The organism is Streptomyces sp. NPDC002265 (assembly GCF_040296125.1).
In the GTDB taxonomy this organism is placed as follows: domain Bacteria; phylum Actinomycetota; class Actinomycetes; order Streptomycetales; family Streptomycetaceae; genus Streptomyces.
Genome location: NZ_JBEOWS010000055.1, coordinates 1 through 25219, shown reverse-complemented (window position 1 = coordinate 25219; position 25219 = coordinate 1). Strand labels below are relative to the sequence as shown.

Sequence of the window (25219 nt, the reverse complement as noted above, 5' to 3'; positions counted from 1 at the left end):
ACCGCCTCGCCGACGGGCGACCGTGACCACCGCGACTGCCGGGCCCGCGGCCCGCTGCGGCCGTCGTGATTCCCGCCACCGCCCGCCCGCCGCGCGAGGCACGCCCCGCCGACGGCCCACTAGGATCGACGACCTGATGACTGCCACCCTCGTCGCCAAGAACCTCGCCGCCGGACACGGCGACCGCTCGCTCTTCACCGGGCTCGACCTCGTCGTCGCACCCGGGGACGTGATCGGTCTCGTCGGTGCCAACGGCGCGGGCAAGTCCACCCTGCTGCGTCTGCTCGCCGGTCTGAGCACCCCGGAGCAGGGCGAGCTCAGGCTCTCCCCGCCGACCGCGACCGTCGGGCACCTGCCGCAGGAACCCGAGCGGCGGCCCGGCGAGAGCGTACGCGAGTTCCTCGCCCGCCGTACCGGGGTCGCCGCCGCCCAGCTGGCGATGGACGAGGCCACCCAGGGCCTGGTCGACGGCGCCCCGGGGGCCGACGACGCCTACGCGACGAGCCTGGAGCGCTGGCTCGACCTCGGCGGCGCCGACCTCGACGAGCGGGCCGAGGAGGTCGCCGACTCGCTCGGCCTCGGCATCGGCCTGGACCAGCCGATGACGTCCCTGTCCGGCGGCCAGGCCGCCCGCGCGGGACTCGCCTCGCTGCTGCTGTCCCGGTACGACGTCTTCCTGCTCGACGAGCCCACCAACGACCTCGACCTCGACGGCCTGGAGCGCCTGGAGCGCTTCGTGAGCGGCCTGCGCGCGGGCACCGTCGTCGTCAGCCACGACCGCGAGTTCCTCACCCGCACCGTGACCAAGGTCCTCGAACTCGACCTCGCCCAGCAGCAGGTGAACCTCTACGGCGGCGGCTACGCGGCCTATCTGGAGGAGCGGGACGTCGCCCGCAGGCACGCCCGCGAGGACTACGAGGAGTACGCCGACAAGCGGGCCGCCCTCCAGGACCGCGCGCAGATGCAGCGCTCCTGGATGGACAAGGGCGTCAAGAACGCCCGGCGCAAGGCGAACAACGACAACGACAAGATCGGCCGCAAGTTCCGCAGCGAGGCCAGCGAGAAGCAGGCCGCGAAGGCCCGGCAGACCCAGCGCATGATCGAGCGGCTGGATACCGTCGAGGAACCGCGCAAGGAGTGGGAGCTGCGGATGGAGATCGCCACGGCGCCGCGCTCGGGCGCGGTGGTGGCGACCCTGCGGGACGCCGAGGTGCGGCGCGGGGACTTCACGTTCGGCCCGGTGTCGCTCCAGATCGACTGGGCGGACCGGGTCGCGGTCACCGGCGCGAACGGCGCGGGCAAGTCGACGCTGCTCGGCGCGCTCCTCGGCCGGATCCCGCTGGACGCCGGACACGCCGCCCTGGGCTCCGGTGTCCTGGTCGGCGAGGTCGACCAGGCCCGCGGGCTGTTCCTCGGCACGGAGACCCTGCTGGACGCGTTCTGCGCGGCCGTACCCGACACCGAACCGGTCGAGGTCCGTACGCTGCTGGCCAAGTTCGGTCTGAAGTCGGACCATGTGCTGCGTCAGGCGTCGAGCCTGTCACCCGGCGAGCGCACCCGCGCCGCGCTGGCCCTGCTCCAGGGCCGGGGGGTCAACCTCCTGGTGCTCGACGAGCCGACGAACCACCTCGACCTTCCGGCGATCGAGCAGCTGGAGTCCGCCCTCGACGCCTACGAGGGCACGCTCCTGCTGGTCACCCACGACCGCCGGATGCTCGACGCGGTGCAGGTCACCCGCCGCCTGGAGGTCGCCGACGGCAAGGTGACGGAACGCTGACGGAGCAGTCGGCGTCGGCTAGGTGACGGAACGCCGACCGGGCGGCGAAGGGCCCGGCCCCGGACGGAACCGGGGCCGGGCCCTTCGGTGTGTCAGCCCTTGCCCTTCTTCGGGTCGAGCAGTCCGGCCCGGCGCAGCGCGTCGGCCATCGCGCTGTTGGCGGGGGCGGGAGCCGGCCGGCCACCGCCGCCACCGGCACGCCCCTGGCCCTGCCGGCCCTGCTGCCCCTGGCCCTGCCGCGGCTGGCCCTGGCGCTGCTGGGGCGGACGGCCGCCGCGCTGCTGACGCCCGCCGCCGCCCTGCCGCTGCTCGCCGTCCTGTGCCGCCGCCTCGTCGTCCAGCCGCAGCGTCAGCGAGATCCGCTTGCGCGGGATGTCCACGTCGAGGACCTTCACCTTGACGATGTCACCGGGCTTGACCACGTCCCGCGGGTCCTTCACGAACGTCCTCGACAACGCCGAGACATGCGCCAGACCGTCCTGGTGGACGCCGACGTCGATGAACGCCCCGAAGGCCGCGACGTTCGTGACGACCCCCTCCAGGATCATCCCGGAGGACAGGTCGGAGATCTTCTCGACGCCCTCCTTGAAGGTCGCCGTCTTGAACGCGGGCCGCGGGTCGCGCCCCGGCTTCTCCAGCTCCTTGAGGATGTCGGTCACCGTCGGCAGACCGAACTTCTCGTCCACGAAGTCGTCCGGCCTGAGTGAACGCAGCACCGAGGTGTTGCCGACCAGCGAGGCCACCTCCTGCCCCGAGGTCTTCACCATGCGCCGGACCACCGGGTACGCCTCCGGGTGCACGCTGGACGTGTCCAGCGGGTCGTCGCCGCCGCGGATGCGCAGGAAGCCCGCGCACTGCTCGTACGCCTTGGGGCCGAGCCTGGCAACGCCCTTGAGCTGGGAACGGGACCTGAACGGCCCGTTGGCGTCCCGGTGGGCCACGATGTTCTCGGCCAGCCCCGAGGAGATGCCGGACACCCGCGACAGCAGCGGGGCGGACGCGGTGTTCACGTCCACGCCGACGCCGTTCACACAGTCCTCGACCACCGCGTCCAGCGAGCGCGACAGCTTCACCTCGGACAGGTCGTGCTGGTACTGGCCGACACCGATCGACTTCGGGTCGATCTTCACCAGCTCGGCCAGCGGGTCCTGGAGCCGGCGCGCGATGGAGACCGCGCCGCGCAGCGACACGTCCATGTCGGGCAGCTCCTGCGAGGCGAACGCGGAGGCCGAGTACACGGACGCGCCGGCCTCCGACACCATCACCTTGGTGAGCTTCAGCTCCGGGTGCCTGGTGATGAGGTCACCGGCGAGCTTGTCGGTCTCGCGGGACGCCGTGCCGTTGCCGATGGCGATCAGCTCGACCGCGTGCTCGCCGGCCAGCCGGGCCAGCTTCGCGAGGGACTCGTCCCACTTGTTGGCCGGGACGTGCGGGTAGATGACGTCGGTCGCCACCACCTTGCCGGTCGCGTCGACCACGGCCACCTTCACGCCCGTACGGAAACCGGGGTCGAGGCCGAGCGTCGCGCGTGTGCCCGCCGGGGCGGCCAGCAGCAGGTCCCGCAGGTTCGCCGCGAAGACGTTCACCGCCTCGTCCTCGGCGGCCGTACGCAGCCGCAGCCTGAGGTCGATGCCCAGGTGCACCAGCAGCCGGGTGCGCCAGGCCCAGCGGACCGTGTCCGTGAGCCACTTGTCACCGGGCCGCCCGCGGTCGGCGATGCCGAAGCGGTGGGCGACGATCCCCTCGTACGAGCTCGGGCCGTCCGTCGGCTCCTCCGGCTCCAGGACGAGGTCGAGGACCTCCTCCTTCTCGCCGCGCAGCATCGCCAGGATCCGGTGCGAGGGCAGCTCGGTGAACGGCTCGGCGAAGTCGAAGTAGTCGGCGAACTTGGCGCCCGCCTCCTCCTTGCCCTCCCGCACCCTGGCGGCCAGACGGCCGCGCACCCACATGCGCTCGCGCAGCTCGCCGACGAGGTCGGCGTCCTCGGAGAACCGCTCGGTGAGGATCGCGCGGGCGCCGTCCAGCGCGGCCTGCGCATCGGCGACACCCTTGTCGGCGTCGACGAACGCGGCGGCCGCCGCGAGGGGGGCCACGGCCGGGTCGCCGAGCAGCCCCTCGGCCAGCGGCTCCAGACCCGCCTCGCGCGCGATCTGCGCCTTGGTGCGCCGCTTGGGCTTGTACGGCAGGTAGATGTCCTCCAGGCGCGCCTTGGTCTCGGCCGCCAGGATCTGCGCCTGGAGCTCGTCGGTGAGCTTGCCCTGCTCGCGCACCGACTCCAGGATCGCCGTCCGCCGCTCCTCCAGCTCCCGCAGATAGCGCAGCCGCTCCTCGATCGTGCGCAGCTGCGCGTCGTCGAGCATCTCGGTCGCTTCCTTGCGGTAGCGGGCGACGAAGGGCACCGTCGCACCGCCGTCGAGCAGCTCGACGGCAGCCTTGACCTGCCGCTCCCGTACGCCGAGCTCCTCGGCGATCCTGCCTTCGATGGACCCTACTTCGATGGACCCGGGTGTCGTCACGATCCCGTACCGCCTTCTCCACTGAGGTTGCGCGGCAATTGTGGCAGGTGGCGCCGACAACCTGGGAGCAAGGCGGGACGACGGGGCGGTGTCGCGTCGGATCCGCCTCCGGCGGCCGACGGCAGGAAAGGCGGGACACCCGTCGTTGCGGCCGTCGCCGGGCCCGCCGAGACTCGGACGCATGGCGCGGCGAACCGTTCTCGTCGTCCTCTTCGACGGCGTGCGGAGCGTTGACGTGACCGGTCCGGTCGAGGTGTTCGCGGGTGCGGAGAGCCACACTCCGGGCAGCCACCGCATCCGGATCGTCGCTCCGGGCATCCGGCCGGGGACCTGAGCGTGGAGGCGCCGGCCGCCCGTGCGGCCCTCCTGCCGCGCCGCTTCGCCCGCGCCCACCGTCCACGATCCACGCCCGCCTCCAGTCCGAAAGGCACCCCCGATGCAGATCGCCATCCTGCCCTTCGACCGGTTCACCGCCCTCGACGCCGTGGGCCCGTACGAGACCCTCGGCCGGCTGCCGGACGCCGACACCGTCTTCGTGGCCGAACGCACCGGCCCGGTCCGCTCCGACACCGGGAACCTCGCCCTGATCGCCGACCGGGCCCTCGCGGACGTGCCGCACCCCGACATCGTGGTCGTCCCCGGCGGCCCCGGACAGACCCGCAGATGGACGACGAGGTCCTCCTCGGCTGGCTGCGCACGGCGGACACGACCAGCACCTGGACGACCTCGGTGTGCACCGGCTCCCTGCTGCTGGCCGCCGCCGGACTGCTCCGGGGCCGCCGCGCGACCTCCCACTGGCTGGCCCTGGAGTACCTGGCGCGCTTCGGTGCCGAGCCCACGGGGGAGCGGGTCGTGTCCGACGGCAAGTACGTCACCGCCGCCGGAGTCTCCGCCGGGATCGACATGGGCCTCACCCTGCTCGGCCGGATCGCCGGCGACGAGCAGGCGCAGGCCGTGCAGCTGCTGACCGAGTACGACCCGCAGCCGCCCTACGACGCGGGGTCCCCGCGGAAGGCGCCCGCGCACCTCGTCGAGGAGTTCCGCAGGAACAGCAGGTTCAGCCCGACGTGGTCCAGGTGAAGCGCGGCTGTCTGCGCTCCAGGAACGCGGCGACGCCCTCGGCGGTGTCGTCGGCGGCCCGTGCCAGCTCGGCCCAGTGGGCGTCCCGGTCGGTGCGTCCGTCGGCGAACTCCTTCGCCGCGGCCTGGGTCAGCTGGGAGCGCGAGACCAGGACGCGGGTGAACTCGGCGACCCGCTTGCCGAGACCGCCCGCGGGCAGCACCTCGTCGACCAGGCCCGTCCGCAGCGCCCGTGCCGTGTCGATCAGCTCGCCCGAGAACAGCAGGTACTTGGTGGCGGCCGGACCGATCAGCGAGGCCAGCCGCCGGGTCGAGGAGGCGGGATAGACGATCCCCAGCTTCGCCGGGGTCACCCCGAAGAGCGCGTCCTCCTCGGCGAACCGCAGATCGCATGCCGCCGCGAGCTGCGAGCCCCCGCCCACGCAGTGCCCCCGTACCGCCGCGAGCGTGGGCTTGGGGAAGGCGGCCAGTGCCTCCTCGGCGAGCACGGCCAGCCCCTGTGCCTCCCCGGGCGAGCTCCTGAGGGTGGAGATGTCGGCTCCGGAGCAGAAGGTGTCGCCCTCGCCGGTCAGCACCAGGGCCCGTACGTCCGGATCGGCGGCCAGGGTGTCCAGCAGGGGCGGCAGCGCCCGCCACATCGCGGCGGTCATGGCGTTGCGCTTGGCCGGGTGGTGGATGACGACGGTGGCCACCGACTCGGTGACACGGTGCAGCAGCTGGGGCTCCATGCGGCGGATCGTAGCCGCAGGCCGGACGGGTGCGGCCGTCGGCCACCGGCCGGGCGCGAGCCCCTTCCCGGCAAACCCGTACAACCCGAATAGTTCGCGAAGTTGGCGCGATCGGGGCAGGATCCGGACTTCTGGGCGATCAAATCGTTCAATGAGGGTCGGAAATGCTCAATAAGCGCTGACTTCTGTCCAGTCCTCCGGTGTGGAGCTGTGCGTTACCAACACTCGACGTGTGGTGACAATCGAGCGCAAGGGTGGCGACCGGACGATGGAGAACCACGGGCGCGGGGTGGGCCCACGCCCTGAAGACACACCGGAGGGCGTGGCGGGCGAGCTCCTCGGAGCGAGACCCCCGGATCCGCTGCCGTACGAGGGCGTGTGGCGGTTCACCGCCCCCGCCCTCGACGTCTCCGTCCCGCAGGCGCGGCACGCCGTGCGGGACCTGCTCCACCGTCAGGGCGTACCGGCCTCCGACGACCTCGTCCAGGGTCTGCTGCTGATCGTCTCGGAGCTGGTGACGAACGCCGTCAAGCACGCGGCGCTCCTGTCGCCGACGCTCGCCGTGGAGGTGGCCGTCGGAGCCGAATGGGTGCGGGTGTCGGTGGAGGACAACCACCCCTACCGCCCGACCGCCCTGGAGGCCGACCACGCCCAGGTGGGCGGCCGGGGGCTGCTGCTGGTCCGCGAGATCACCCTGGAGGCGGGCGGGGTGTGCGACGTCGAGCACACGTCGAGCGGCGGCAAGGTGATCTGGGCCGCCCTGCCGCTCAAGCCCGTCCGCGTGCACTGACCACGGGCCGTGCGCGCCGGCCGGCAGTCCTACCAGCCCGCGGAGGTTCCCGTCAGTTCCCGCACCGCGGGCCGCGCGGCGTCCAGCACGGTCATGAACCACGCGGAGAACGTGTCCTTCGCATGCCGCTCCGCCAGCTCGGCGGGGCTCACGAAGGCGGTCCCGCCGACCTCCTCCGGGTCCGGCCGCAGCGTGGACTGCACCAGGCCGACGAACAGATGGTTGTACTCCTGCTCGACCAGGCCCGAGTCCGGGTCCGGGTGGTTGTAACGGACCGTGCCGGCCTCCGCGAGCAGCGTCGGGGACACCCCGAGCTCCTCGTACGTCCGCCGGGCCGCCGCCGCGAACGGCGCCTCGCCGGGGTAGGGGTGGCCGCAGCAGGTGTTCGACCACACACCGGGGGAGTGGTACTTGCCCAGCGCCCGCTGCTGAAGCAGCAGCCGGCCCTGCTCGTCGAAGAGGAACACGGAGAACGCGCGATGCAACTGTCCCGGCGGCTGATGGGCGGCGAGCTTCTCCGCGGTCCCGATCGTCACACCGTTCTCGTCGACCAGTTCCAGCAGAATCGCGTCCGCGGCGCCGTTCGACGCACTGTGCTTCGCGGTGGCAGGTGTGATCGGCATACCCATCCTTAGCATCGGTCCTCGCGCCCCAAGTCTGCCGTACGAATCCGGCACTCCCGGCACTTCACGGCGCCACCGCATGTCCCGTGCGAGGCGACGCGGGACATGCGGTGGCGCCGGCCGGACGCCGTCAGGTGGCGCCCGGTAGGTGATCGTGCCCGTCGGGGTGAACGGGGAACCGCCCGTAAGGGGGGCGCGCGGACGTCGGGTTGTGGACGGAACGACGTACGCGCCCACCGGACCGCCGTGGCAGCCTCAGTGGCACAGCCGTTCCTCGTGCTCCGCGTGGCCGACCGGCTCCAGCTGGAAGGTGCAGTGCGAGACGTCGAAGTGGTCGCCCAGGCAGCCCTGGAGTTCGTGCAGCATCTTCTCGTGGCCGATCGCGTTCAGTACGTCGGAGCGCACCACGACGTGCGCCGACAGCACCGGCATCCCCGAGGTGATCGTCCAGGCGTGCAGGTCGTGGACGTTCTCGACGCCGTCCAGCGCGAGTATGTGGGCCCGTACCTCCGCCATGTCGACGTTCTTCGGGGCGGCCTCCAGCAGCACGTCGAGGGTCTCGCGCAGCAGCTTCACGGTGCGCGGCACGATCATCAGACCGATGACGATCGAGGCGATCGGGTCGGCCGCCTGCCAGCCGGTGGTGAGGATCACCGTCGCCGAGATCAGCACCGCCACGGACCCCAGCGCGTCGGCCGCCACCTCCAGGAACGCCCCCCGTACGTTCAGGCTGTGCTGCTGGCCGCGCATCAGCAGCAGCAGTGAGACGGTGTTCGCGACCAGACCGATCAGACCGAACACGATCATGAGGCCGCCCTCGGTGTCGGCCGGCGTGAAGAACCGCTGGACCGCCTCGTAGAGGACGTATCCGCCGACGCACAGCAGCAGCAGGCAGTTGGCGAGCGCGGCGAGGATCTCGGCGCGGGCGTACCCGAAGGTGCGGTGGGGGCTGGCCGGCCGGTTCGCGACATGGATGGCCACCAGGGCCATGCCCAGCCCCAGGGCGTCCGTCGCCATGTGCGCCGCGTCCGCGACCAGCGCGAGGGAGTCGGCGAGCACCCCGCCGACGATCTCCACCACCGTGACGGCGATCGTGATCGACAGCGCCACGCGCAGCCGGCCCCGGTACGCGGCGGCCGCGGTTCCGGTCGTCGGCGAGCCGTGGCCGTGGCCGTGTGCATGACCGTGGTCGTGCCCTGCCCCCATGGGAAACGCCTCCTGTGATCCGCCCGGGACACACAGTCAACTACGGGTGGGGGGTATCGGGCAACGCGGCACTGAACACCGTTGTCATATGCCCTGACCTGCGCAAACGAAGCGCAGGTCAGGGCAGTCCCGGTGCCGTCACCGGCCGCACGGGCATCCCGGCCGTGGCGCTCAGCGGCCGTGGTGCAGCTGCCATCCCTGCCAGGCCGACTCGACCATCTCGCGCGTCCCGCGCCGGGCCGTCCAGCCGAGTTCGGCCGCGGCCCGGGCGGCGGAGGCGACCGCGCGGGGGGCGTCCCCGGGGCGCCGGGGCTCGACGAGCGCCGGACGGCCCTCGCCCGTGACCTCGCCGATGAGCGTGACCAGCTCGCGTACGGAGACGCCCTCGCCGCGGCCGATGTTCACCGTCAGATCGCCCGAGGCTCCCGGCGCCGACAGCCGGCGGGCCGCCGCGAGGTGCGCCTCGGCGAGATCGGCGACGTGGATGTAGTCACGCACACAGGTGCCGTCCGGCGTCGGATAGTCGTCGCCGAAGATCCGCGGGGCCTCGTCCCGGGTGAGCCGGTCGAAGACCATGGGGACGATGTTGAAGACCCCGGTGTCCGCCAGTTCCGGGGCCGCGGCGCCCGCCACGTTGAAGTAGCGCAGACAGGTCGTCGCGATGCCGTGCGCCCGGCCCGCCGCCCGCACCAGCCACTCCCCGGCGAGCTTGGTCTCGCCGTAGGGGTTCACCGGGGCGCACGGGGTGTCCTCGGTGATGAGGTCCACGTCCGGGTTTCCGTAGACGGCCGCGGACGACGAGAACAGGAACCGCTCGACCCCGGCCCCGGCGACCGCCTCCAGCAGCGTGGCGAGAGCGCCCAGGTTCTCCTGGTAGTAGCGCGTGGGCTGCGCCACGGACTCCGCCACCTGCTTGCGGGCCGCGAGATGCACCACACCCGTCACCGCGTGCTCGGCGAGGACCCGCTTGAGCAGGTCCTCGTCCCCGGCCGAGCCCTGGACCAGCGGGATGCCCGCCGGCAGCCGGGTGGGCATCCCCGCCGACAGGTCGTCCAGCGCCACGATCCGTTCCCCTGCCTCGGCCATGGCACGTGCCACATGCGCCCCGATGTATCCGGCTCCGCCGGTGATCAGCCATGTCATGGTCGCCCACCCTATGCCGCACGGCACGCTCCCCGGGGGTGTCCGCCGGGTGCGCCGCGCGGACGCCGGGTTCGGCGGCCGGCCCGCGGTTTGTCGGCCGGGCCGCCCATCACTCATGATGATCTCGGCAGAGGCAGGCAAAGGCCGGAACAGACTACGCTGATCGGATCATGAACGGGCGATGAACACGCCTCCAGCGACATCGGATAGCCTTCGCCGACATGCCGCCCGCCCGGAGCAGCCGAGCGGCGCCCCCATCGTGCACATGACCGGCGCCGTCGCGTCGGTTCCAGGGAGATGAGTTCGGTTGTCGACCGCCATCCTCACCGGCCAACCGGTCCCCGGATCGTCGATCGAGACCGATCTGCGGTCACTGGGCTTCGACGTCCGGATCGCCGACGACGCCGCAGACGTCGGCGCCCTGCTCGCCCGGGTTCCGGGTGAGCAGCGGGTCGCCGTCGTCGACGCGCGTTTCGTCGGCCACCCGCACGCGCTGCGGCTCGGGCTCACCGACCCCCGCTTCCCGCTCGCCGCGGTGCCCGGCGCCGTGACCGCGCAGCCCGCGGCCCGCGCGGTGCTGACCGGCGCCGTCGACCGGGAGTACGCCACGAGCGGCGGGACGGCACCGGCCGCCGACGCCCTCGGCGGCAGCCCGGCCGACGCCCCCGCCGACCACTTCGTCGACCGTGTGGTCACCGTCCTGGAGGCGCAGGGCGCCGACGTCCGGCGCCCCGAGCTGGGCAGCCTGGTCGCCACGGTCCCCGACGACCCGCAGACCCGCAACGAGGCACGGCAGGCCGTCGCCGCCGTCGACGACGAGGCCGTACGCCTGAGGTCGGCCGTGAAGGCCCGCGACGGCTTCTTCACCACCTTCTGCATCAGCCCGTACTCGCGCTACATCGCCCGCTGGTGCGCCCGTCGCGGCCTCACCCCGAACCAGGTCACCACCGCCTCCCTGCTCACCGCGCTGATCGCGGCGGGCAGCGCGGCCACCGGCACCCGGGCCGGGTTCGTCGCGGCCGGCGTCCTGCTGATCGCGTCGTTCGTGCTGGACTGCACCGACGGCCAGCTCGCCCGCTACTCGCTCCAGTACTCGACGCTCGGCGCCTGGCTGGACGCCACCTTCGACCGCGCCAAGGAGTACGCGTACTACGCCGGCCTCGCCCTGGGCGCGGCCCGCGGCGGCGACGACGTCTGGGCCCTCGCGCTGGGCGCCATGGTCCTGCAGACCTGCCGGCACGTCGTGGACTTCTCCTTCAACGAGGCCAACCACGACGCCGAGGCCAACACCAGCCCCACCGCGGCCCTCTCCGACCGGCTCGACAGCGTCGGCTGGACGGTCTGGCTGCGCCGGATGATAGTGCTGCCCATCGGCGAACGATGGGCCATGATCGCCGTCCTCACCGCGCTGACGACCCCCCGCATCACCTTCTACGCGCTGCTGATCGGCTGCGCCTTCGCGGCGACGTACACCACGGCCGGCCGGGTGCTGCGCTCGGTGACCCGCAAGGCCAGGCGCACCGACCGGGCGGCGAAGGCTCTCGCGGACCTCGCGGACAGCGGGCCCCTGGTGGAACTGGTCCTGCGCAAGGCCCGCGGCACCAACCCGGGCCCGGCCGTCCTCGCTGCCGCCGCCGGGGCCGTCCTCGTGGTCGGTCCGGCCCTGCTCTGGGGTGCCGCCTGGCAGACCGTCCTCGGCGCGATCGCCTACGTCCTGATGTCGGCCGTCGCCGTCCAGCGCCCCCTCAAGGGCGCCCTCGACTGGCTGGTCCCCCCGCTGTTCCGGGCCGCCGAGTACGGCACCGTCCTGGTACTGGCGGCCAAAGCCGATGTGAACGGAGTGCTTCCGGCGGCTTTCGGGCTGGTGGCCGCCGTCGCCTACCATCACTACGACACGGTGTACCGCATCCGCGGTGACGCCGGCGCGCCGCCGGCCTGGCTGGTGCGCGCGATCGGGGGCCACGAGGGCCGGACGCTGCTGGTGACCGTCCTGGCCCTGGCACTCACCGCCTCGCAGTTCGGGGTCGCGCTCACGGTGCTCGCCGTGGCCGTCGCCCTGGTGGTGCTCTTCGAGAGCATCCGCTTCTGGGTGTCCGCCCATCAGGGCGGCGCACCCGCCGTACACGATGAAGGAGAACCCGCATGATCGGCCTCGTGCTGGCGGCCGGCGCCGGACGGCGTCTGCGCCCCTACACCGACAGCCTTCCCAAGGCTCTGGTGCCGGTGGGGCCCGCGGGCATAGAGGGCGAACCCACGGTCCTGGACCTCACCCTCGGCAACTTCGCCGAGATCGGTCTGACCGAGGTCGCGATCATCGTCGGCTACCGCAAGGAGGCCGTGTACGAGCGCAAGGCGGCCCTGGAGCAGAAGTACGGCCTGAAGCTCACCCTCATCGACAACGACAAGGCCGAGGAGTGGAACAACGCCTACTCCCTGTGGTGCGGCCGTGACGCCCTCAAGGACGGGGTGATCCTCGCCAACGGCGACACCGTCCACCCGGTCTCCGTGGAGAAGACGCTGCTCGCCGCGCGCGGCGAGGGCAAGAAGATCATCCTCGCCGTGGACACCGTGAAGTCGCTGGCCGACGAGGAGATGAAGGTCGTCGTCGACGCCGAGCGCGGCATGACGAAGATCACCAAGCTGATGGACCCCGCCGAGGCGAGCGGCGAGTACATCGGCGTCACCCTCATCGAGGGCGACGCCGCCCCCGAGCTCGCGGACGCCCTGAAGACGGTGTGGGAGACCGACCCGCAGCAGTTCTACGAGCACGGCTACCAGGAGCTCGTCGACCGCGGCTTCCGCATCGACGTGGCACCGATCGGCGAGGTCAGCTGGGTCGAGATCGACAACCACGAAGATCTCGCCAGGGGACGGGAGATCGCGTGCCGGTACTGACACGTCTCATCCCCTCGCCGGTCGTCGTGGACATCCGCCCGGGTGCCCTCGACGACCTGGGCTGCGTGCTCGCGGACGAGCGCGTCTCGCACTCCGGCCGGCTCGCCGTCGCCGTCAGCGGCGGCTCGGGGGCCAGGCTGCGCGAGCGCGTCGCCCCCTCGCTGCCGGGTGCCACCTGGTACGAGGTCGGCGGGGGCACGCTCGACGACGCGATCCGGCTGGCCGGCGAGATCAAGGCCAGCCGCTACGACGCGGTCGTGGGCCTCGGCGGCGGCAAGATCATCGACTGCGCCAAGTTCGCGGCGGCACGGGTCGGCCTTCCGCTGGTCGCCGTCCCGACGAACCTCGCGCACGACGGTCTGTGCTCGCCGGTCGCCACCCTCGACAACGACGCGGGCCGCGGCTCCTACGGAGTGCCGAACCCGATCGCGGTCGTCATCGACCTCGACGTCATCCGCGAGGCCCCGGTCCGCTTCGTCCGGGCCGGGATCGGCGACGCCGTCTCCAACATCTCGGCGATCGCGGACTGGGAGCTCGCCCATCGCGTCAAGGGCGAGAAGATCGACGGCCTGGCCGCCGCCATGGCCCGCCAGGCCGGCGAGGCGGTGCTGCGCCACCCCGGCGGCGTCGGCGACAACGGCTTCCTCCAGGTGCTCGCCGAGGCGCTGGTCCTCAGCGGTATCGCGATGTCGGTGTCGGGCGACTCCCGCCCGTCCTCCGGCGCGTGCCACGAGATCAACCACGCGTTCGACCTGCTGTTCCCCAAGCGCGCGGCCGCCCACGGCGAGCAGTGCGGACTGGGCGCGGCCTTCGCCATGTACCTGCGCGGAGCGCACGAGGAGTCGGCCCACATGGCCGGGGTGCTGCGCCGCCACGGGCTGCCGGTGCTGCCGGAGGAGATCGGCTTCAGCGCGGACGAGTTCGTCCGGGTCGTCGAATTCGCTCCCGAGACCAGGCCCGGCCGCTACACGATCCTCGAACACCTCGACCTCAAGACCGACCAGATCAAGGACATGTACACCAACTATGTCAAGGCCATCGGTAGCTGAACTCCGTCCGGTCGTCCATCCCGCAGGGGTGAAGGACCGGCGCAGCGGTGAGCACTGGATGGGGCGCCTCTACATGCGCGAGGTGTCCCTGCGGGTCGACCGCTACCTGGTGAACACCAGGGTCACGCCCAACCAGCTCACGTACCTGATGACCGTCTTCGGCGTGCTCGCCGCCCCGGCGCTGCTGGTGCCGGGGGTCTGGGGCGCCGTGCTCGGCGTGGTCTGCGTGCAGATGTACCTGCTGCTGGACTGCGTCGACGGCGAGATCGCGCGCTGGAAGAAGCAGTACTCGCTCGCCGGGGTCTACCTCGACCGGGTGGGCGCCTATCTGACCGACGCCGCGGTGCTGGTCGGCTTCGGCCTGCGCGCCGCAGATCTCTGGGGCTCCGGGCGGATCGACTGGCTCTGGGCCTTCCTCGGCACCCTGGCCGCCCTCGGCGCGATCCTGATCAAGGCCGAGACCGACCTCGTCGGCGTCGCCCGCCACCAGGGCGGACTGCCGCCCGTCAAGGAGGCGGCCGCCGAGCCGCGCTCGTCGGGCATGGCACTGGCCCGCCGGGCCGCGGCCGCGCTGAAGTTCCACCGGCTGATCCTCGGCATCGAGGCGTCCCTGCTGATCCTGCTCCTGGCGGTGCTGGACCAGGTGCGCGGCGACCTGTTCTTCTCCCGGCTGGGTGTCGCGGTGCTGGCGGGCATCGCGCTGCTCCAGACCGTGCTGCACCTGGTGTCCGTCCTGGCCTCGAGCAGGCTGCGATGAGCGGCCTGAAGGTCGGCGCCGTCGTCATCACCATGGGCAACCGCCCCGACGAGCTCAAGGCCCTGATCGACTCGGTCGCCAAGCAGCACGGCGACGTCGTCGAGGTGGTCGTGGTCGGCAACGGCTCGCCGGTGCCGGACGTGAGCGAGTTCTCGTCGGCCGTGCGCACCGTGGAGCTCCCCGAGAACCTCGGCATCCCCGGCGGCCGCAACATAGGCATCGAGGCCTTCGGCCCCGGCGGCCGCGACGTCGACATACTGCTGTTCCTCGACGACGACGGTCTGCTCGCCCAGCACGACACCGCCGAGCTGTGCCGGCAGGCCTTCACGGCCGACCCCGAGCTCGGCATCATCAGCTTCCGCATCGCCGACCCCGACACCGGTGTCACCCAGCGACGGCACGTGCCGCGGCTGCGCGCCGCCGACCCGATGCGCTCCTCCCGGGTCACCACCTTCCTCGGCGGCGCCAACGCGGTCCGTACGAAGGTCTTCGCCGAGGTCGGCGGGCTGCCGGACGAGTTCTTCTACGCGCACGAGGAGACCGACCTCGCGTGGCGGGCCCTCGACGCGGGCTGGATGATCGACTACCGCTCCGACATGGTGCTCTTCCATCCGACGACCGCGCCCTCGCGGCACGCCGTCTACCACCGGATGGTCGCGCGCAACCGGGTCTGGCTGGCCCGCCGCAACCTCCCCGCGCCCCTGGTCCCGGTCTACCTCGGCGTCTGGCTGCTGCTGACGCTGCTGCGCCGGCCCTCGCGGCCGGCCCTGAAGGCCTGGTTCGGCGGATTCAGGGAAGGCTGGACCACGGCCTGTGGACCCCGTCGCCCCATGAGGTGGCGTACGGTGTGGCGGCTGACCCGGTTGGGCCGGCCCCCGGTCATCTGACAAGCTCGTCCCTGACAGCGGGCGGACCGTGCGACGGTCCGGGTGCGTGCCGGGCACACACGTGCCGGGCACCGTCCACTTCTGGCAGGCGGAAGAGAGGTACGGCCGTGGCCGAGCCGGAGAGCCGGGACGACCGGCCCACCGTGATCGCGGACGACGTGCACATCGTGTACCGGGTCAGCGGCGCCAAGTCCGGCAAGGGCAGCGCCACCGCCGCGCTCAGCCGCATCGTCAAACGCGGCGAGGAGCGGGGGGTGCGCAAGGTGCACGCCGTACGGGGTGTCTCCTTCGTCGCGTACCGGGGCGAGGCCATCGGTCTGATCGGCTCGAACGGCTCCGGCAAGTCGACCCTGCTGCGGGCCATCGCCGGTCTGCTGCCGCCCGAGAGCGGCCGGGTCTACACCGACGGCCAGCCCTCCCTGCTCGGCGTCAACGCGGCCCTGATGGGCGACCTCACGGGCGAGCGGAACGTCATCCTGGGCGGTCTCGCCATGGGCATGTCCCGTGAGGAGATCAAGGAGCGCTATCAGGGGATCGTCGACTTCTCCGGCATCAACGAGAAGGGCGACTTCATCAGCCTGCCGATGCGGACCTACTCCTCCGGCATGGGCGCCCGGCTGCGCTTCGCCATCGCCGCCGCCAAGGACCACGACGTCCTGATGATCGACGAGGCCCTGGCCACCGGCGACCGCAAGTTCCAGATCCGCTCCGAGGAACGCATCCGCGAGCTGCGCAAGGAGGCCGGCACGGTGTTCCTGGTCAGCCACAGCAACAAGTCCATCCGCGACACCTGCACCCGCGTGCTGTGGCTGGAAGCCGGCGAGCTGCGGATGGACGGACCGACCGACGAGGTCCTCAAGGAGTACGAGAAGTTCACGGGCAAGTAGCCCGTGTCGCCCGGGGGCCCGCCGGAACGGGTCCGGCGGAGCCCCGCGTCTGCAAAGGAAACGTCAACTCCGGCCCGGCACAGGAATCTTGACGCCAATCGGTGTGTTGTTGTGATGTGCAGGACACCCCCGAGAACCTCACTGCGTTGTACAACGTAAGCTGTACAGGTCCCGAAACACGGCAAGTGGGGCGATAATGCGCGACAGCCTCTGTGCGGGCGGCCGCGCGGACGGCCGGGCGGCGTGTCCGAAATAGTATGCATGGGGTCGTCGGTGTAGAACGGGAGATGTGACGGCAATGGCTACGGAAACTCCCCAGCTCAGCGCAGCATGTGCCGTCTTCGCCCGGGGCAGTCGGCGGTGACGGGAACCGATACGGCGCGCACCGGGGACCCGGAGCGCGGCACGCTCGACAAGGCCGCGGGCGAGAACTTCCCCGTGGCCCCGTTCTTCCTGCCCAGGGCCTGGCGCACCGACCTCATGGCCGTCTACGGCTTCGCCCGGCTCGTCGACGACATCGGCGACGGCGACCTCGCGCCCGGCGGCGCGGACGCCCGGCTGCTCGGCGTGGCCGCCGCGGCGGCCGAGGACCGGCTCGTCCTGCTGGACGCCTTCGAGGCCGACCTCCACCGGGTCTTCGACGCCACCCCGCGCCACCCCCTGCTGCGCCGCCTCCAGCCGACCGTCCGCCGCCACGCGCTGACCCCCGAGCCGTTTCTCGGCCTGATCGCCGCCAACCGCCAGGACCAGCTCGTCCGCCGCTACGAGACCTACGACGACCTGCTCGCCTACTGCGAGCTGTCCGCCAACCCCGTCGGACGCCTCGTCCTCGCCGTCACCGGCACCTCGACCCCCGAGCGGATCCGCCGCTCCGACGCGATCTGCACGGCGCTGCAGATCGTCGAGCACCTCCAGGACGTGGCCGAGGACCTCGGCCGCGACCGCATCTACCTGCCCGCACAGGACATGAAGCGCTTTCACGTCCGGGAGGCGGACCTCGCAACGGCCACCGCGGGCGCATCGGTGCGCGCACTGGTCGCATACGAAGCGCAACGAGCCCGCGATCTCCTGAATGAAGGCGCCCCTCTGGTGGGTAGCGTCCACGGAAGGTTGAGGCTGCTGCTCGCGGGATTCGTGGCGGGGGGAAGGGCGGCGGTCGGAGCGATCGCCGCCGCCGAATACGACGTACTTCCCGGCCCGCCCAGGCCCGGCAAGCTCCGGCTGCTGCGCGAGGCGGGCGTGACTCTGCGAGGAGAGAGGTGATCCGGGCCGTGGAGTCGGAACAGCACGTGTCCGCACCGGTACTCGCCGCCTACAGCTACTGCGAGGCAGTGACCGGACAGCAGGCGCGCAACTTCGCCTACGGCATCAGGCTGCTGCCGACGCCCAAGCGCCGTGCCATGTCGGCGCTGTACGCGTTCTCGCGCCGTGTCGACGACATCGGCGACGGCTCGCTGGCCGACGACGTCAAGGTGGCCCGTCTGGAGGACACCCGGGCACTGCTGACCCGGATCCGCGAGGGTGCGGTCGAGGAGGACGACACCGACCCGGTGGCCGTCGCCCTCACCCACGCCGCCGCGGCCTTCCCGATCCCGCTGGGCGGCCTGGACGAACTGATCGACGGCGTGCAGATGGACGTACGCGGCGAGACCTACGAGACCTGGGACGACCTCAAGGTCTACTGCCGGTGCGTGGCCGGCGCGATCGGACGGCTCTCCCTCGGCGTGTTCGGCACCGAGCCCGGTGCGCGCGGCGCCGACCGGGCACCGGAGTACGCGGACACGCTCGGGCTCGCGCTGCAGCTCACCAACATCCTCCGGGACGTCCGCGAGGACGCCGAGGGCGGCCGCACCTATCTGCCCGCCGACGACCTCGCGAAGTTCGGCTGCTCGGCCGGGTTCGACGGTCCGACACCGCCCGAGGGCTCCGACTTCGCGGGCCTCGTGCACTTCGAGGTGCGCCGGGCGCGCGCCCTGTTCGCCGAGGGCTACGGGCTGCTGCCCATGCTCGACCGGCGCAGCGGCGCCTGCGTGGCCGCCATGGCGGGCATCTACCGGCGCCTGCTCGACCGCATCGAGCGCGATCCGGGGGCCGTGCTGCGCGGCCGGGTCTCGCTGCCCGGACGGGAGAAGGCCTACGTCGCCGTGCGCGGACTGTCCGGACTCGACACCCGGCACGTCTCCCGGCGGACCCTCAGGAGGCGCGCCTGATGGACAGCGTGGGCGAAGGCGATTCCGCCGCGGAAATGCGGCACGCAACCCTCCGGCCGGGCGTCGCGTCCCTGACTGCAACGGCCTGTCGTGCACGGTTCCAGCGGCACGGCGCGGCCGCAGGGGAGGGTGCACGATGAGCGACGCACAGCGGTCCGGGCTGCCCGCGGGCACCGGGCCGGCGACCGGGCGGGACGCCGTCGTGGTCGGCGGCGGACTGGCCGGGGTCACCGCCGCCCTCGCGCTCGCCGACGCGGGGGTGCGCGTCACCCTGCTGGAGGGCCGGCCCAGACTCGGCGGCCTCGCCTTCTCGTTCCAGCGCGGAGACCTGACCGTCGACAACGGACAGCATGTCTTCCTGCGCTGCTGCACCGCCTACCGGTGGTTCCTGGAGCGCATCGAGGGGACCGCGCTGGCGCCCTTGCAGGATCGTCTCGACGTGCCCGTTGTCGACCTGGACCGGCCCGAGGGCCGCCGTCTGGGCAGACTCCGGCGCGACGCGCTGCCGGTGCCGCTGCATCTCGGACGCAGCCTCGCGACGTATCCGCATCTCTCGCTCGCCGAGCGGGTCCGGGTCGGCCGTGCCGCACTCGCGCTCAAGGGACTCGACCTCGCCGATCCCGCCCTGGACACCCAGGACTTCGGGACCTGGCTGGCCGCGCACGGTCAGTCGGCGCGCGCCGTCGAGGCACTGTGGGACCTGGTGGGGGTCGCCACCCTCAACGCGGTGGCCCAGGACGCGTCCCTCGGGCTCGCCGCGATGGTGTTCAAGACCGGTCTGCTGTCCGACCCGGGCGCCGCCGACATCGGCTGGGCGCATGTCCCGCTGGGCGAACTGCACGACCGCCTCGCCCGCAAGGCGCTCGACTCCGCGGGCGTCCGTACCGAGGTCCGTACACGCGTCACCTCCGTCTCCCAGAACGAAAACGGGCGGTGGAGCGTTCAGGTTCCCGGCGAGACGCTGGAGGCCGACGCGGTCGTGCTCGCCACCGCCCAGCGCGAGGCCCACGACCTGCTGCCGGACGGCGCCCTCGACGAACCCGGCCGACTGCTGGAGATCGGCACCGCGCCCATCCTCGACATCCATGTCGTGTACGACCGCAAGGTGCTCGACACCCCCTTCCTCGCGGCCCTCGGCACCCCGGTGCAGTGGGTCTTCGACCGTACGGCGGCCTCCGGGCTGCGCGAGGGCCAGTACCTCGCGCTCTCCCAGTCGGCCGCGCAGGACGAGATCGACACGCCCGTCGCCGCCCTGCGCGAGCGCTACCTGCCCGAGCTGGAGCGGCTGCTGCCCGGCACCCGGGCGGCAGTCGTACGGGACTTCTTCGTCACCCGGGAGCGCACGGCCACGTTCGCCCCCGCCCCCGGCGTCGGGCGGCTGCGCCCCGGCGCCCGCACCAGAGCCCCCGGCCTCTATCTGGCCGGTGCGTGGACCGCCACCGGGTGGCCCGCGACCATGGAGAGTGCGGTCCGAAGCGGTGTGAGCGCGGCGGACGCCGCGCTCAGCGCCCTGGGCCGGCCCCGCCCCCACCACCTCTTCGCCTTCGAGGAGGCGGCCTGATGCTCGATCAGCACGGCCCGGCAGGCCCCCGCACCCCTGGCACCGCAACAAGAGGAGAAACTGTGCCCACTGTGCCCCCGGCCTCGACGGCTGCCGACGCGGTGGACGTGACCGCGCTCCTGGAGCGCGGCCGAACCCTGGCCACACCGGTGCTGCGCGCGGCCGTCGACCGCCTGGCGCCGCCCATGGACACCGTCTCGGCCTACCACTTCGGCTGGATCGACGCCGAGGGCAACCCCACCGCGGGCGACGGCGGCAAGGCCGTACGCCCCGCGCTCGCCGTGCTCTCCGCCGAGGTCACCGGAGCCGCCCCCGAGGTCGGCGTGCCCGGCGCGGTGGCCGTGGAACTCGTCCACAACTTCTCGCTCCTGCACGACGACCTCATGGACGGCGACGAGCAGCGCCGCCACCGCGACACCGTCTGGAAGGTGCACGGCCCCGCCCAGGCCATCCTCGTCGGCGACGCCCTGTTCGCCCTCGCCAACGAGGTCCTGCTGGAGCTCGGCACCGTCGAGGCAGGCCGGGCCACCCGCCGGCTGACCTCCGCCAGCCGCGCCCTGATCGACGGCCAGGCCCAGGACATCTCCTACGAGCACCGCGACCGCGTCAGCGTCGAGGAGTGCCTGGAGATGGAGGGCAACAAGACCGGCGCCCTGCTGGCCTGCGCCAGCTCCATCGGCGCGGTGCTCGGCGGCGCGGACGACCGTACCGCCGACACCCTGGAGCGCTACGGCTACCACCTCGGCCTGGCCTTCCAGGCCGTCGACGACCTCCTCGGCATCTGGGGCGACCCGGAGTCCACCGGCAAGCAGACCTGGAGCGACCTGCGCCAGCGCAAGAAGTCCCTGCCGGTCGTGGCCGCCCTCGCGGCGGGCGGGCCCGCCTCGACGCGGCTGGGCGAGATCCTCGCCGCCGACGCCAAGAGCAGCGACTTCGCGACCTTCTCCGAGGAGGAGTTCGCGGCCCGCGCCGCTCTCATCGAGGAGGCGGGCGGCCGCGAGTGGACCGCCCAGGAGGCACGCCGGCAGCACACCATCGCCATCGAGGCGCTGAACGCCGTCGACATGCCCGAGCAGGTACGGGCCCGGTTCACGGCGCTCGCCGACTTCGTCGTCGTACGAAAGAGATGATCACTATCGGTCGAATAGCCCTCGCGTAGTCGCCGGCCGGTGTCGCGGGTTGAGGCACACCGGCCGACGGCGGACCCACAGCAGCACGACTCGTACGACTGCACGAAGGGGAAGCCATGACAGCGACGACCGACGGAAGTCCCGGGGCCCTGCCGCCCCGTGCTGCCGCGGCCAGCGAAACCGACGTCACCACCCCCGCGGCGGCCGGGGTACAAGAAGCCGCCGAAGGCGCCGCGCGGCGCGCCACCGACTTCCTGCTCGCCAGGCAGGACGCCGAGGGCTGGTGGAAGGGCGACCTCGAGACCAACGTCACGATGGACGCCGAGGATCTGCTGCTGCGTCAGTTCCTGGGTATCGAAGACGAGTTGACGACCAAGGCGGCCGGGCTCTTCATCCGGGGCGAGCAGCGCGAGGACGGCACCTGGGCCGGCTTCTACGGCGGTCCGGGCGAACTCTCCACCACCATCGAGGCGTACGTCGCCCTGCGGCTGGCCGGGGACGCCCCCGAGGAACCGCACATGGCGAGGGCGTCGGCCTGGATCCGCGACCAGGGCGGCATCGCCGCCGCCCGCGTCTTCACCCGGATCTGGCTCGCCCTGTTCGGCTGGTGGAAGTGGGAGGACCTGCCCGAACTCCCGCCGGAGATCATCTACTTCCCCAAGTGGGTCCCGCTCAACATCTACGACTTCGGCTGCTGGGCCCGGCAGACCATCGTCCCGCTGACGATCGTCTCCGCGAAGCGCCCGGTGCGCCCGGCCCCCTTCCCGCTCGACGAACTGCACACCGACCCCGCCCGGCCCAACCCGCGCGGGCCGCTGGCCCCGGTGGCGAGCTGGGACGGCGCCTTCCAGCGGCTCGACAAGGCCCTGCACGCGCTGCGCAGGGTCGCACCGCGCAGGCTGCGCCGGGCCGCCCTGAACTCGGCGGCCCGCTGGATCGTCGAGCGGCAGGAGAACGACGGCTGCTGGGGCGGCATCCAGCCGCCGGCCGTGTACTCGGTCATCGCGCTCTACCTGCTCGGCTACGACCTCGAACACCCCGTGATGCGCGCGGGCCTTCAGTCGCTGGACCGGTTCGCCGTCTGGCGCGAGGACGGCGCCCGGATGATCGAGGCCTGCCAGTCCCCGGTGTGGGACACCTGCCTGGCGGCCATCGCGCTCGCCGACGCCGGGCTGCCCGCCGACCATCCGCAACTCGTCAAGGCCGCCGACTGGATGCTCGGCGAACAGGTCGTACGGCCCGGCGACTGGTCGGTCAAGCGGCCCGGACTCCCGCCTGGCGGCTGGGCGTTCGAGTTCCACAACGACAACTACCCCGACATGGACGACACCGCCGAGGTCGTCCTCGCGCTGCGCCGCATCCGCCACCACGACCCCGAGCGGGTCGAGAAGGCGATCGGACGCGGGGTGCGCTGGAACCTCGGGATGCAGTCCAAGAACGGCGCCTGGGGCGCCTTCGACGTCGACAACACCAGCCCGTTCCCCAACCGGCTGCCGTTCTGCGACTTCGGCGAGGTCGTCGACCCGCCGTCGGCGGACGTCACCGCGCACGTCGTCGAGATGCTCGCGGTCGAGGGCCTCGCCCACGACCCGCGCACCCGGCGCGGCATCCAGTGGCTGCTGGCCGCGCAGGAGCCGAACGGCTCGTGGTTCGGACGCTGGGGCGTCAACTACGTCTACGGCACCGGCTCGGTGGTGCCCGCACTGACCGCCGCCGGCCTGCCCACCGCGCACCCGGCGATCCGCCGGGCCGTCCTGTGGCTGGAGTCGGTCCAGAACGACGACGGCGGCTGGGGCGAGGACCTGCGCTCCTACCAGGACAGCAGGGAGTGGAGCGGCAAGGGCGCCTCCACCGCCTCGCAGACCGCCTGGGCGCTGATGGCGCTGCTCGCGGCCGGGGAGCGCGACTCCAAGGCCGTGGAACGCGCCGTCGAGTGGCTGGCGACCACCCAGCGGGCGGACGGCTCCTGGGACGAGCCGTACTTCACCGGCACCGGCTTCCCCTGGGACTTCTCCATCAACTACCACCTCTACCGGCAGGTTTTCCCGCTCACCGCGCTCGGCCGGTACCTGCACGGCGATCCCTTCTCCGAGGCCGAGGGGGGCTGATGAGCGCCAAGCCCGTCCCGGCCCCGATGCTGATCGCGTGCGCGCTCGGCATCGAGCACCTCGCGCTGCGGACGAGCGACCGCAGCGGCGCGGACGGCCCGGTCACCGTGCTGCGTACGGGCATGGGACCCAGGGCGGCCGAACGCTCGGTGACCCGGGTGCTGGCCGATCCGCCGCTGACCGGGGCCGCCGTGCTGGCCACCGGCTTCTGCGCGGGGCTCGCCCCGGGGATGCACCCCGGTGACCTGGTGGTCGCCGAGGAGACCCGGGACCCGCGCGGAAACGTTCCGTGCGTGGGGACCGACCTGCTCGTCAAGGAGCTGGTGCGCACCCTGCCCGGACGCACGGTCCACACCGGGCCGCTCATCGGCTCCGACCACGTCGTGCGCGGACCGGAGCGGTCCGCCCTGCTGGCCACCGGCGCGATCGCGGTCGACATGGAGTCGGCCGCCACGCTCCTGAGTGCCGTACGGGCGGGCGAGCGCCCGGTTGCGGCCGTACGGGTGGTCGTGGACGCTCCCGAACACGAACTCGTCCGGATCGGCACGGTACGCGGTGGAATATCGGCCTTCCGCGTCCTTCGCTCCGTACTTCCCGCATTTTTCGAATGGCACCGTTCTTTGCTGCTCCCCCGGAGGTGAGCCCAGATGGCCATGCCGCTGCGTCAGTCGATCAAGGTCGCTACATACCTGGCCGAACAGAAGCTCCGCAAGCGGGAGAAGTTCCCGCTGATCGTGGAGCTGGAACCGCTCTTCGCATGCAACCTGAAGTGCGAGGGCTGCGGAAAGATCCAGCATCCGGCGGGTGTCCTCAAGCAGCGGATGCCGGTCGCGCAGGCGGTCGGGGCGGTGCTCGAATCGGGCGCCCCCATGGTGTCCATCGCCGGCGGCGAGCCGCTGATGCATCCTCAGATCGACGAGATCGTGCGCCAGTTGGTGGCCCGGCGGAAGTACGTCTTCCTCTGCACCAACGCGATGCTGCTGCGCAAGAAGATGGAGAAGTTCACCCCCTCGCCCTACTTCGCCTTCGCCGTGCACATCGACGGGCTGCGCGAACGGCACGACGAATCGGTCGCCAAGGAAGGCGTGTTCGACGAGGCCGTGGCGGCCATCAAGGAGGCCAAGCGGCGCGGCTTCCGGGTGACCACCAACTCGACCTTCTTCAACACCGACACCCCGCAGACCATCATCGAGGTGCTCAACTTCCTCAACGACGACCTCAAGGTCGACGAGATGATGATCTCGCCCGCCTACGCCTACGAGAAGGCACCCGACCAGGAGCACTTCCTGGGTGTGGAGCAGACCCGCGAGCTGTTCAAGAAGGCCTTCGCGGGCGGCAACCGGCGCAAGTGGCGGCTCAACCACTCCCCGCTCTTCCTGGACTTCCTGGAGGGCAAGGTCGACTTCCCGTGCACCGCCTGGGCGATCCCCAACTACTCGCTGTTCGGCTGGCAGCGCCCCTGCTACCTGATGAGCGACGGGTACGTGCCGACGTACCGCGAGCTGATCGAGGACACCGACTGGGACAAGTACGGCCGCGGCAAGGACCCGCGCTGCGCCAACTGCATGGCGCACTGCGGCTACGAGCCCACCGCCGTCCTCGCCACCATGGGATCGCTGAAGGAGTCGTTGCGCGCCATGCGCGAGACGGTCTCCGGGAACCGCGAGTGACGACATGACGGCCATCTCCTTGGGTGTTCCCGAGGTGCCGGCCCGGCCGATCGCCCCGCGGCGCGTGTCGCGGCGGATCGACGTCGGGCCGGTGGCCGTCGGGGGCGGCGCGCCGGTGTCGGTGCAGTCGATGACGACGACGCGGACGTCGGACATCGGGGCGACGTTGCAGCAGATCGCGGAGCTGACGGCGTCGGGGTGTC

The 25219-nt window shown here is 72.0% G+C and carries 22 protein-coding genes and 2 pseudogenes; 19 read left to right on the top strand and 5 right to left on the bottom strand.

The genetic code is table 11. The annotated features are described in order from the left end of the window. Positions 1-136: 136 nt before the first annotated feature. Positions 137-1777, top strand: coding sequence for an ABC-F family ATP-binding cassette domain-containing protein (locus ABT085_RS13085; protein WP_351605589.1), 1641 nt, complete (start codon positions 137-139; stop codon positions 1775-1777). A 92-nt stretch (positions 1778-1869) separates the two neighbouring features. On the opposite strand, the gene ABT085_RS13080 is transcribed toward ABT085_RS13085, so the two are convergent. Next, positions 1870-4293, bottom strand: a complete 2424-nt coding sequence (locus ABT085_RS13080) for a Tex family protein (protein WP_351605585.1) — start codon at positions 4291-4293, stop codon at positions 1870-1872. Between the two features lie 181 nt (positions 4294-4474). Here ABT085_RS13080 and ABT085_RS13075 point away from each other — a divergent pair. Together ABT085_RS13075 and ABT085_RS13070 are read left to right on the top strand one after the other, a co-directional pair. Further along, positions 4475-4597 (top strand): annotated as a pseudogene (locus ABT085_RS13075) (GlxA family transcriptional regulator); the annotation flags it as partial. A 132-nt stretch (positions 4598-4729) separates the two neighbouring features. Further along, positions 4730-5373 (top strand): annotated as a pseudogene (locus tag ABT085_RS13070) (DJ-1/PfpI family protein). Here ABT085_RS13070 and ABT085_RS13065 read toward each other — a convergent pair. Continuing rightward, entirely contained in the window at positions 5351-6100 is a 750-nt protein-coding gene (locus ABT085_RS13065) for an enoyl-CoA hydratase/isomerase family protein (protein WP_351605578.1), read from the bottom strand. The pseudogene ABT085_RS13070 and the gene ABT085_RS13065 overlap by 23 nt on opposite strands. Positions 6101-6368: 268 nt before the next feature. Here ABT085_RS13065 and ABT085_RS13060 point away from each other — a divergent pair, with 268 nt between their 5' ends. Beyond that, complete coding sequence (locus ABT085_RS13060) at positions 6369-6890, top strand: ATP-binding protein (RefSeq protein ID WP_351605621.1); 522 nt, start codon at positions 6369-6371, stop codon at positions 6888-6890. A 29-nt stretch (positions 6891-6919) separates the two neighbouring features. On the opposite strand, the gene idi is transcribed toward ABT085_RS13060, so the two are convergent. From idi to galE, 3 genes are all read right to left on the bottom strand, one after another. Further along, a complete protein-coding gene (idi, locus tag ABT085_RS13055) occupies positions 6920-7513 on the bottom strand; it encodes an isopentenyl-diphosphate Delta-isomerase (protein ID WP_351605576.1) in 594 nt (197 codons plus the stop codon). Between the two features lie 255 nt (positions 7514-7768). Further along, positions 7769-8719 carry a cation diffusion facilitator family transporter gene (locus tag ABT085_RS13050; protein WP_351605573.1) on the bottom strand — a complete coding sequence of 317 codons (951 nt, stop codon included), beginning with the start codon at positions 8717-8719 and terminating at the stop codon, positions 7769-7771. Between the two features lie 171 nt (positions 8720-8890). Continuing rightward, entirely contained in the window at positions 8891-9862 is a 972-nt protein-coding gene (galE, locus tag ABT085_RS13045) for a UDP-glucose 4-epimerase GalE (RefSeq protein ID WP_351605570.1), read from the bottom strand. A gap of 307 nt (positions 9863-10169) precedes the next feature. Here galE and ABT085_RS13040 point away from each other — a divergent pair, with 307 nt between their 5' ends. From ABT085_RS13040 to ABT085_RS12970, 15 genes are all read left to right on the top strand, one after another. Continuing rightward, positions 10170-12008: a DUF5941 domain-containing protein gene (locus ABT085_RS13040; protein WP_351605567.1), complete on the top strand. Its 1839-nt coding sequence runs from the start codon at positions 10170-10172 to the stop codon at positions 12006-12008. Beyond that, a complete protein-coding gene (locus tag ABT085_RS13035) occupies positions 12005-12757 on the top strand; it encodes a phosphocholine cytidylyltransferase family protein (protein WP_351605564.1) in 753 nt (250 codons plus the stop codon). Before ABT085_RS13040 ends, ABT085_RS13035 begins: the two co-directional genes overlap by 4 nt. Further along, on the top strand, positions 12745-13806 hold the full coding sequence (locus ABT085_RS13030; RefSeq protein ID WP_351605561.1) for an iron-containing alcohol dehydrogenase family protein: 1062 nt from the start codon (positions 12745-12747) through the stop codon (positions 13804-13806). The genes ABT085_RS13035 and ABT085_RS13030 overlap by 13 nt, the downstream gene beginning before the upstream one ends. Next, positions 13784-14563 carry a CDP-alcohol phosphatidyltransferase family protein gene (locus ABT085_RS13025; RefSeq protein WP_351605558.1) on the top strand — a complete coding sequence of 260 codons (780 nt, stop codon included), beginning with the start codon at positions 13784-13786 and terminating at the stop codon, positions 14561-14563. The genes ABT085_RS13030 and ABT085_RS13025 overlap by 23 nt, the downstream gene beginning before the upstream one ends. Further along, positions 14560-15450, top strand: a complete 891-nt coding sequence (locus ABT085_RS13020; RefSeq protein ID WP_351605555.1) for a glycosyltransferase family 2 protein — start codon at positions 14560-14562, stop codon at positions 15448-15450. Before ABT085_RS13025 ends, ABT085_RS13020 begins: the two co-directional genes overlap by 4 nt. Before the next feature lie 107 nt (positions 15451-15557). Then, the gene (locus ABT085_RS13015; protein WP_351605553.1) at positions 15558-16337 is read left to right on the top strand and encodes an ABC transporter ATP-binding protein; all 780 of its coding nucleotides are present in this window, start codon (positions 15558-15560) and stop codon (positions 16335-16337) included. Between the two features lie 330 nt (positions 16338-16667). Continuing rightward, complete coding sequence (hpnC, locus tag ABT085_RS13010) at positions 16668-17600, top strand: squalene synthase HpnC (protein ID WP_502982719.1); 933 nt, start codon at positions 16668-16670, stop codon at positions 17598-17600. Further along, entirely contained in the window at positions 17597-18547 is a 951-nt protein-coding gene (gene hpnD, locus ABT085_RS13005; protein ID WP_351605548.1) for a presqualene diphosphate synthase HpnD, read from the top strand. Before hpnC ends, hpnD begins: the two co-directional genes overlap by 4 nt. Continuing rightward, positions 18547-18687 (top strand): DUF6380 family protein, encoded by a 141-nt coding sequence (locus ABT085_RS13000; protein WP_351605545.1) that lies wholly within the window; start codon positions 18547-18549, stop codon positions 18685-18687. Before hpnD ends, ABT085_RS13000 begins: the two co-directional genes overlap by 1 nt. Further along, positions 18684-20108 (top strand): hydroxysqualene dehydroxylase HpnE, encoded by a 1425-nt coding sequence (hpnE, locus tag ABT085_RS12995; RefSeq protein ID WP_351605542.1) that lies wholly within the window; start codon positions 18684-18686, stop codon positions 20106-20108. The genes ABT085_RS13000 and hpnE overlap by 4 nt, the downstream gene beginning before the upstream one ends. Then, positions 20108-21238 (top strand): polyprenyl synthetase family protein, encoded by a 1131-nt coding sequence (locus ABT085_RS12990; protein WP_351605540.1) that lies wholly within the window; start codon positions 20108-20110, stop codon positions 21236-21238. Before hpnE ends, ABT085_RS12990 begins: the two co-directional genes overlap by 1 nt. Positions 21239-21354: 116 nt before the next feature. Then, positions 21355-23346 (top strand): squalene--hopene cyclase, encoded by a 1992-nt coding sequence (gene shc / locus ABT085_RS12985; protein ID WP_351605537.1) that lies wholly within the window; start codon positions 21355-21357, stop codon positions 23344-23346. After that, on the top strand, positions 23346-23987 hold the full coding sequence (locus ABT085_RS12980; RefSeq protein ID WP_351605535.1) for a phosphorylase family protein: 642 nt from the start codon (positions 23346-23348) through the stop codon (positions 23985-23987). Before shc ends, ABT085_RS12980 begins: the two co-directional genes overlap by 1 nt. 6 nt (positions 23988-23993) lie before the next feature. Beyond that, entirely contained in the window at positions 23994-25016 is a 1023-nt protein-coding gene (gene hpnH / locus ABT085_RS12975) for an adenosyl-hopene transferase HpnH (RefSeq protein WP_351605533.1), read from the top strand. Positions 25017-25020: 4 nt separating this feature from the next. Next, positions 25021-25219, top strand: a 199-nt coding sequence (locus tag ABT085_RS12970) for a flavodoxin-dependent (E)-4-hydroxy-3-methylbut-2-enyl-diphosphate synthase (RefSeq protein WP_351605530.1), incomplete at its 3' end; no start/stop codon positions are given.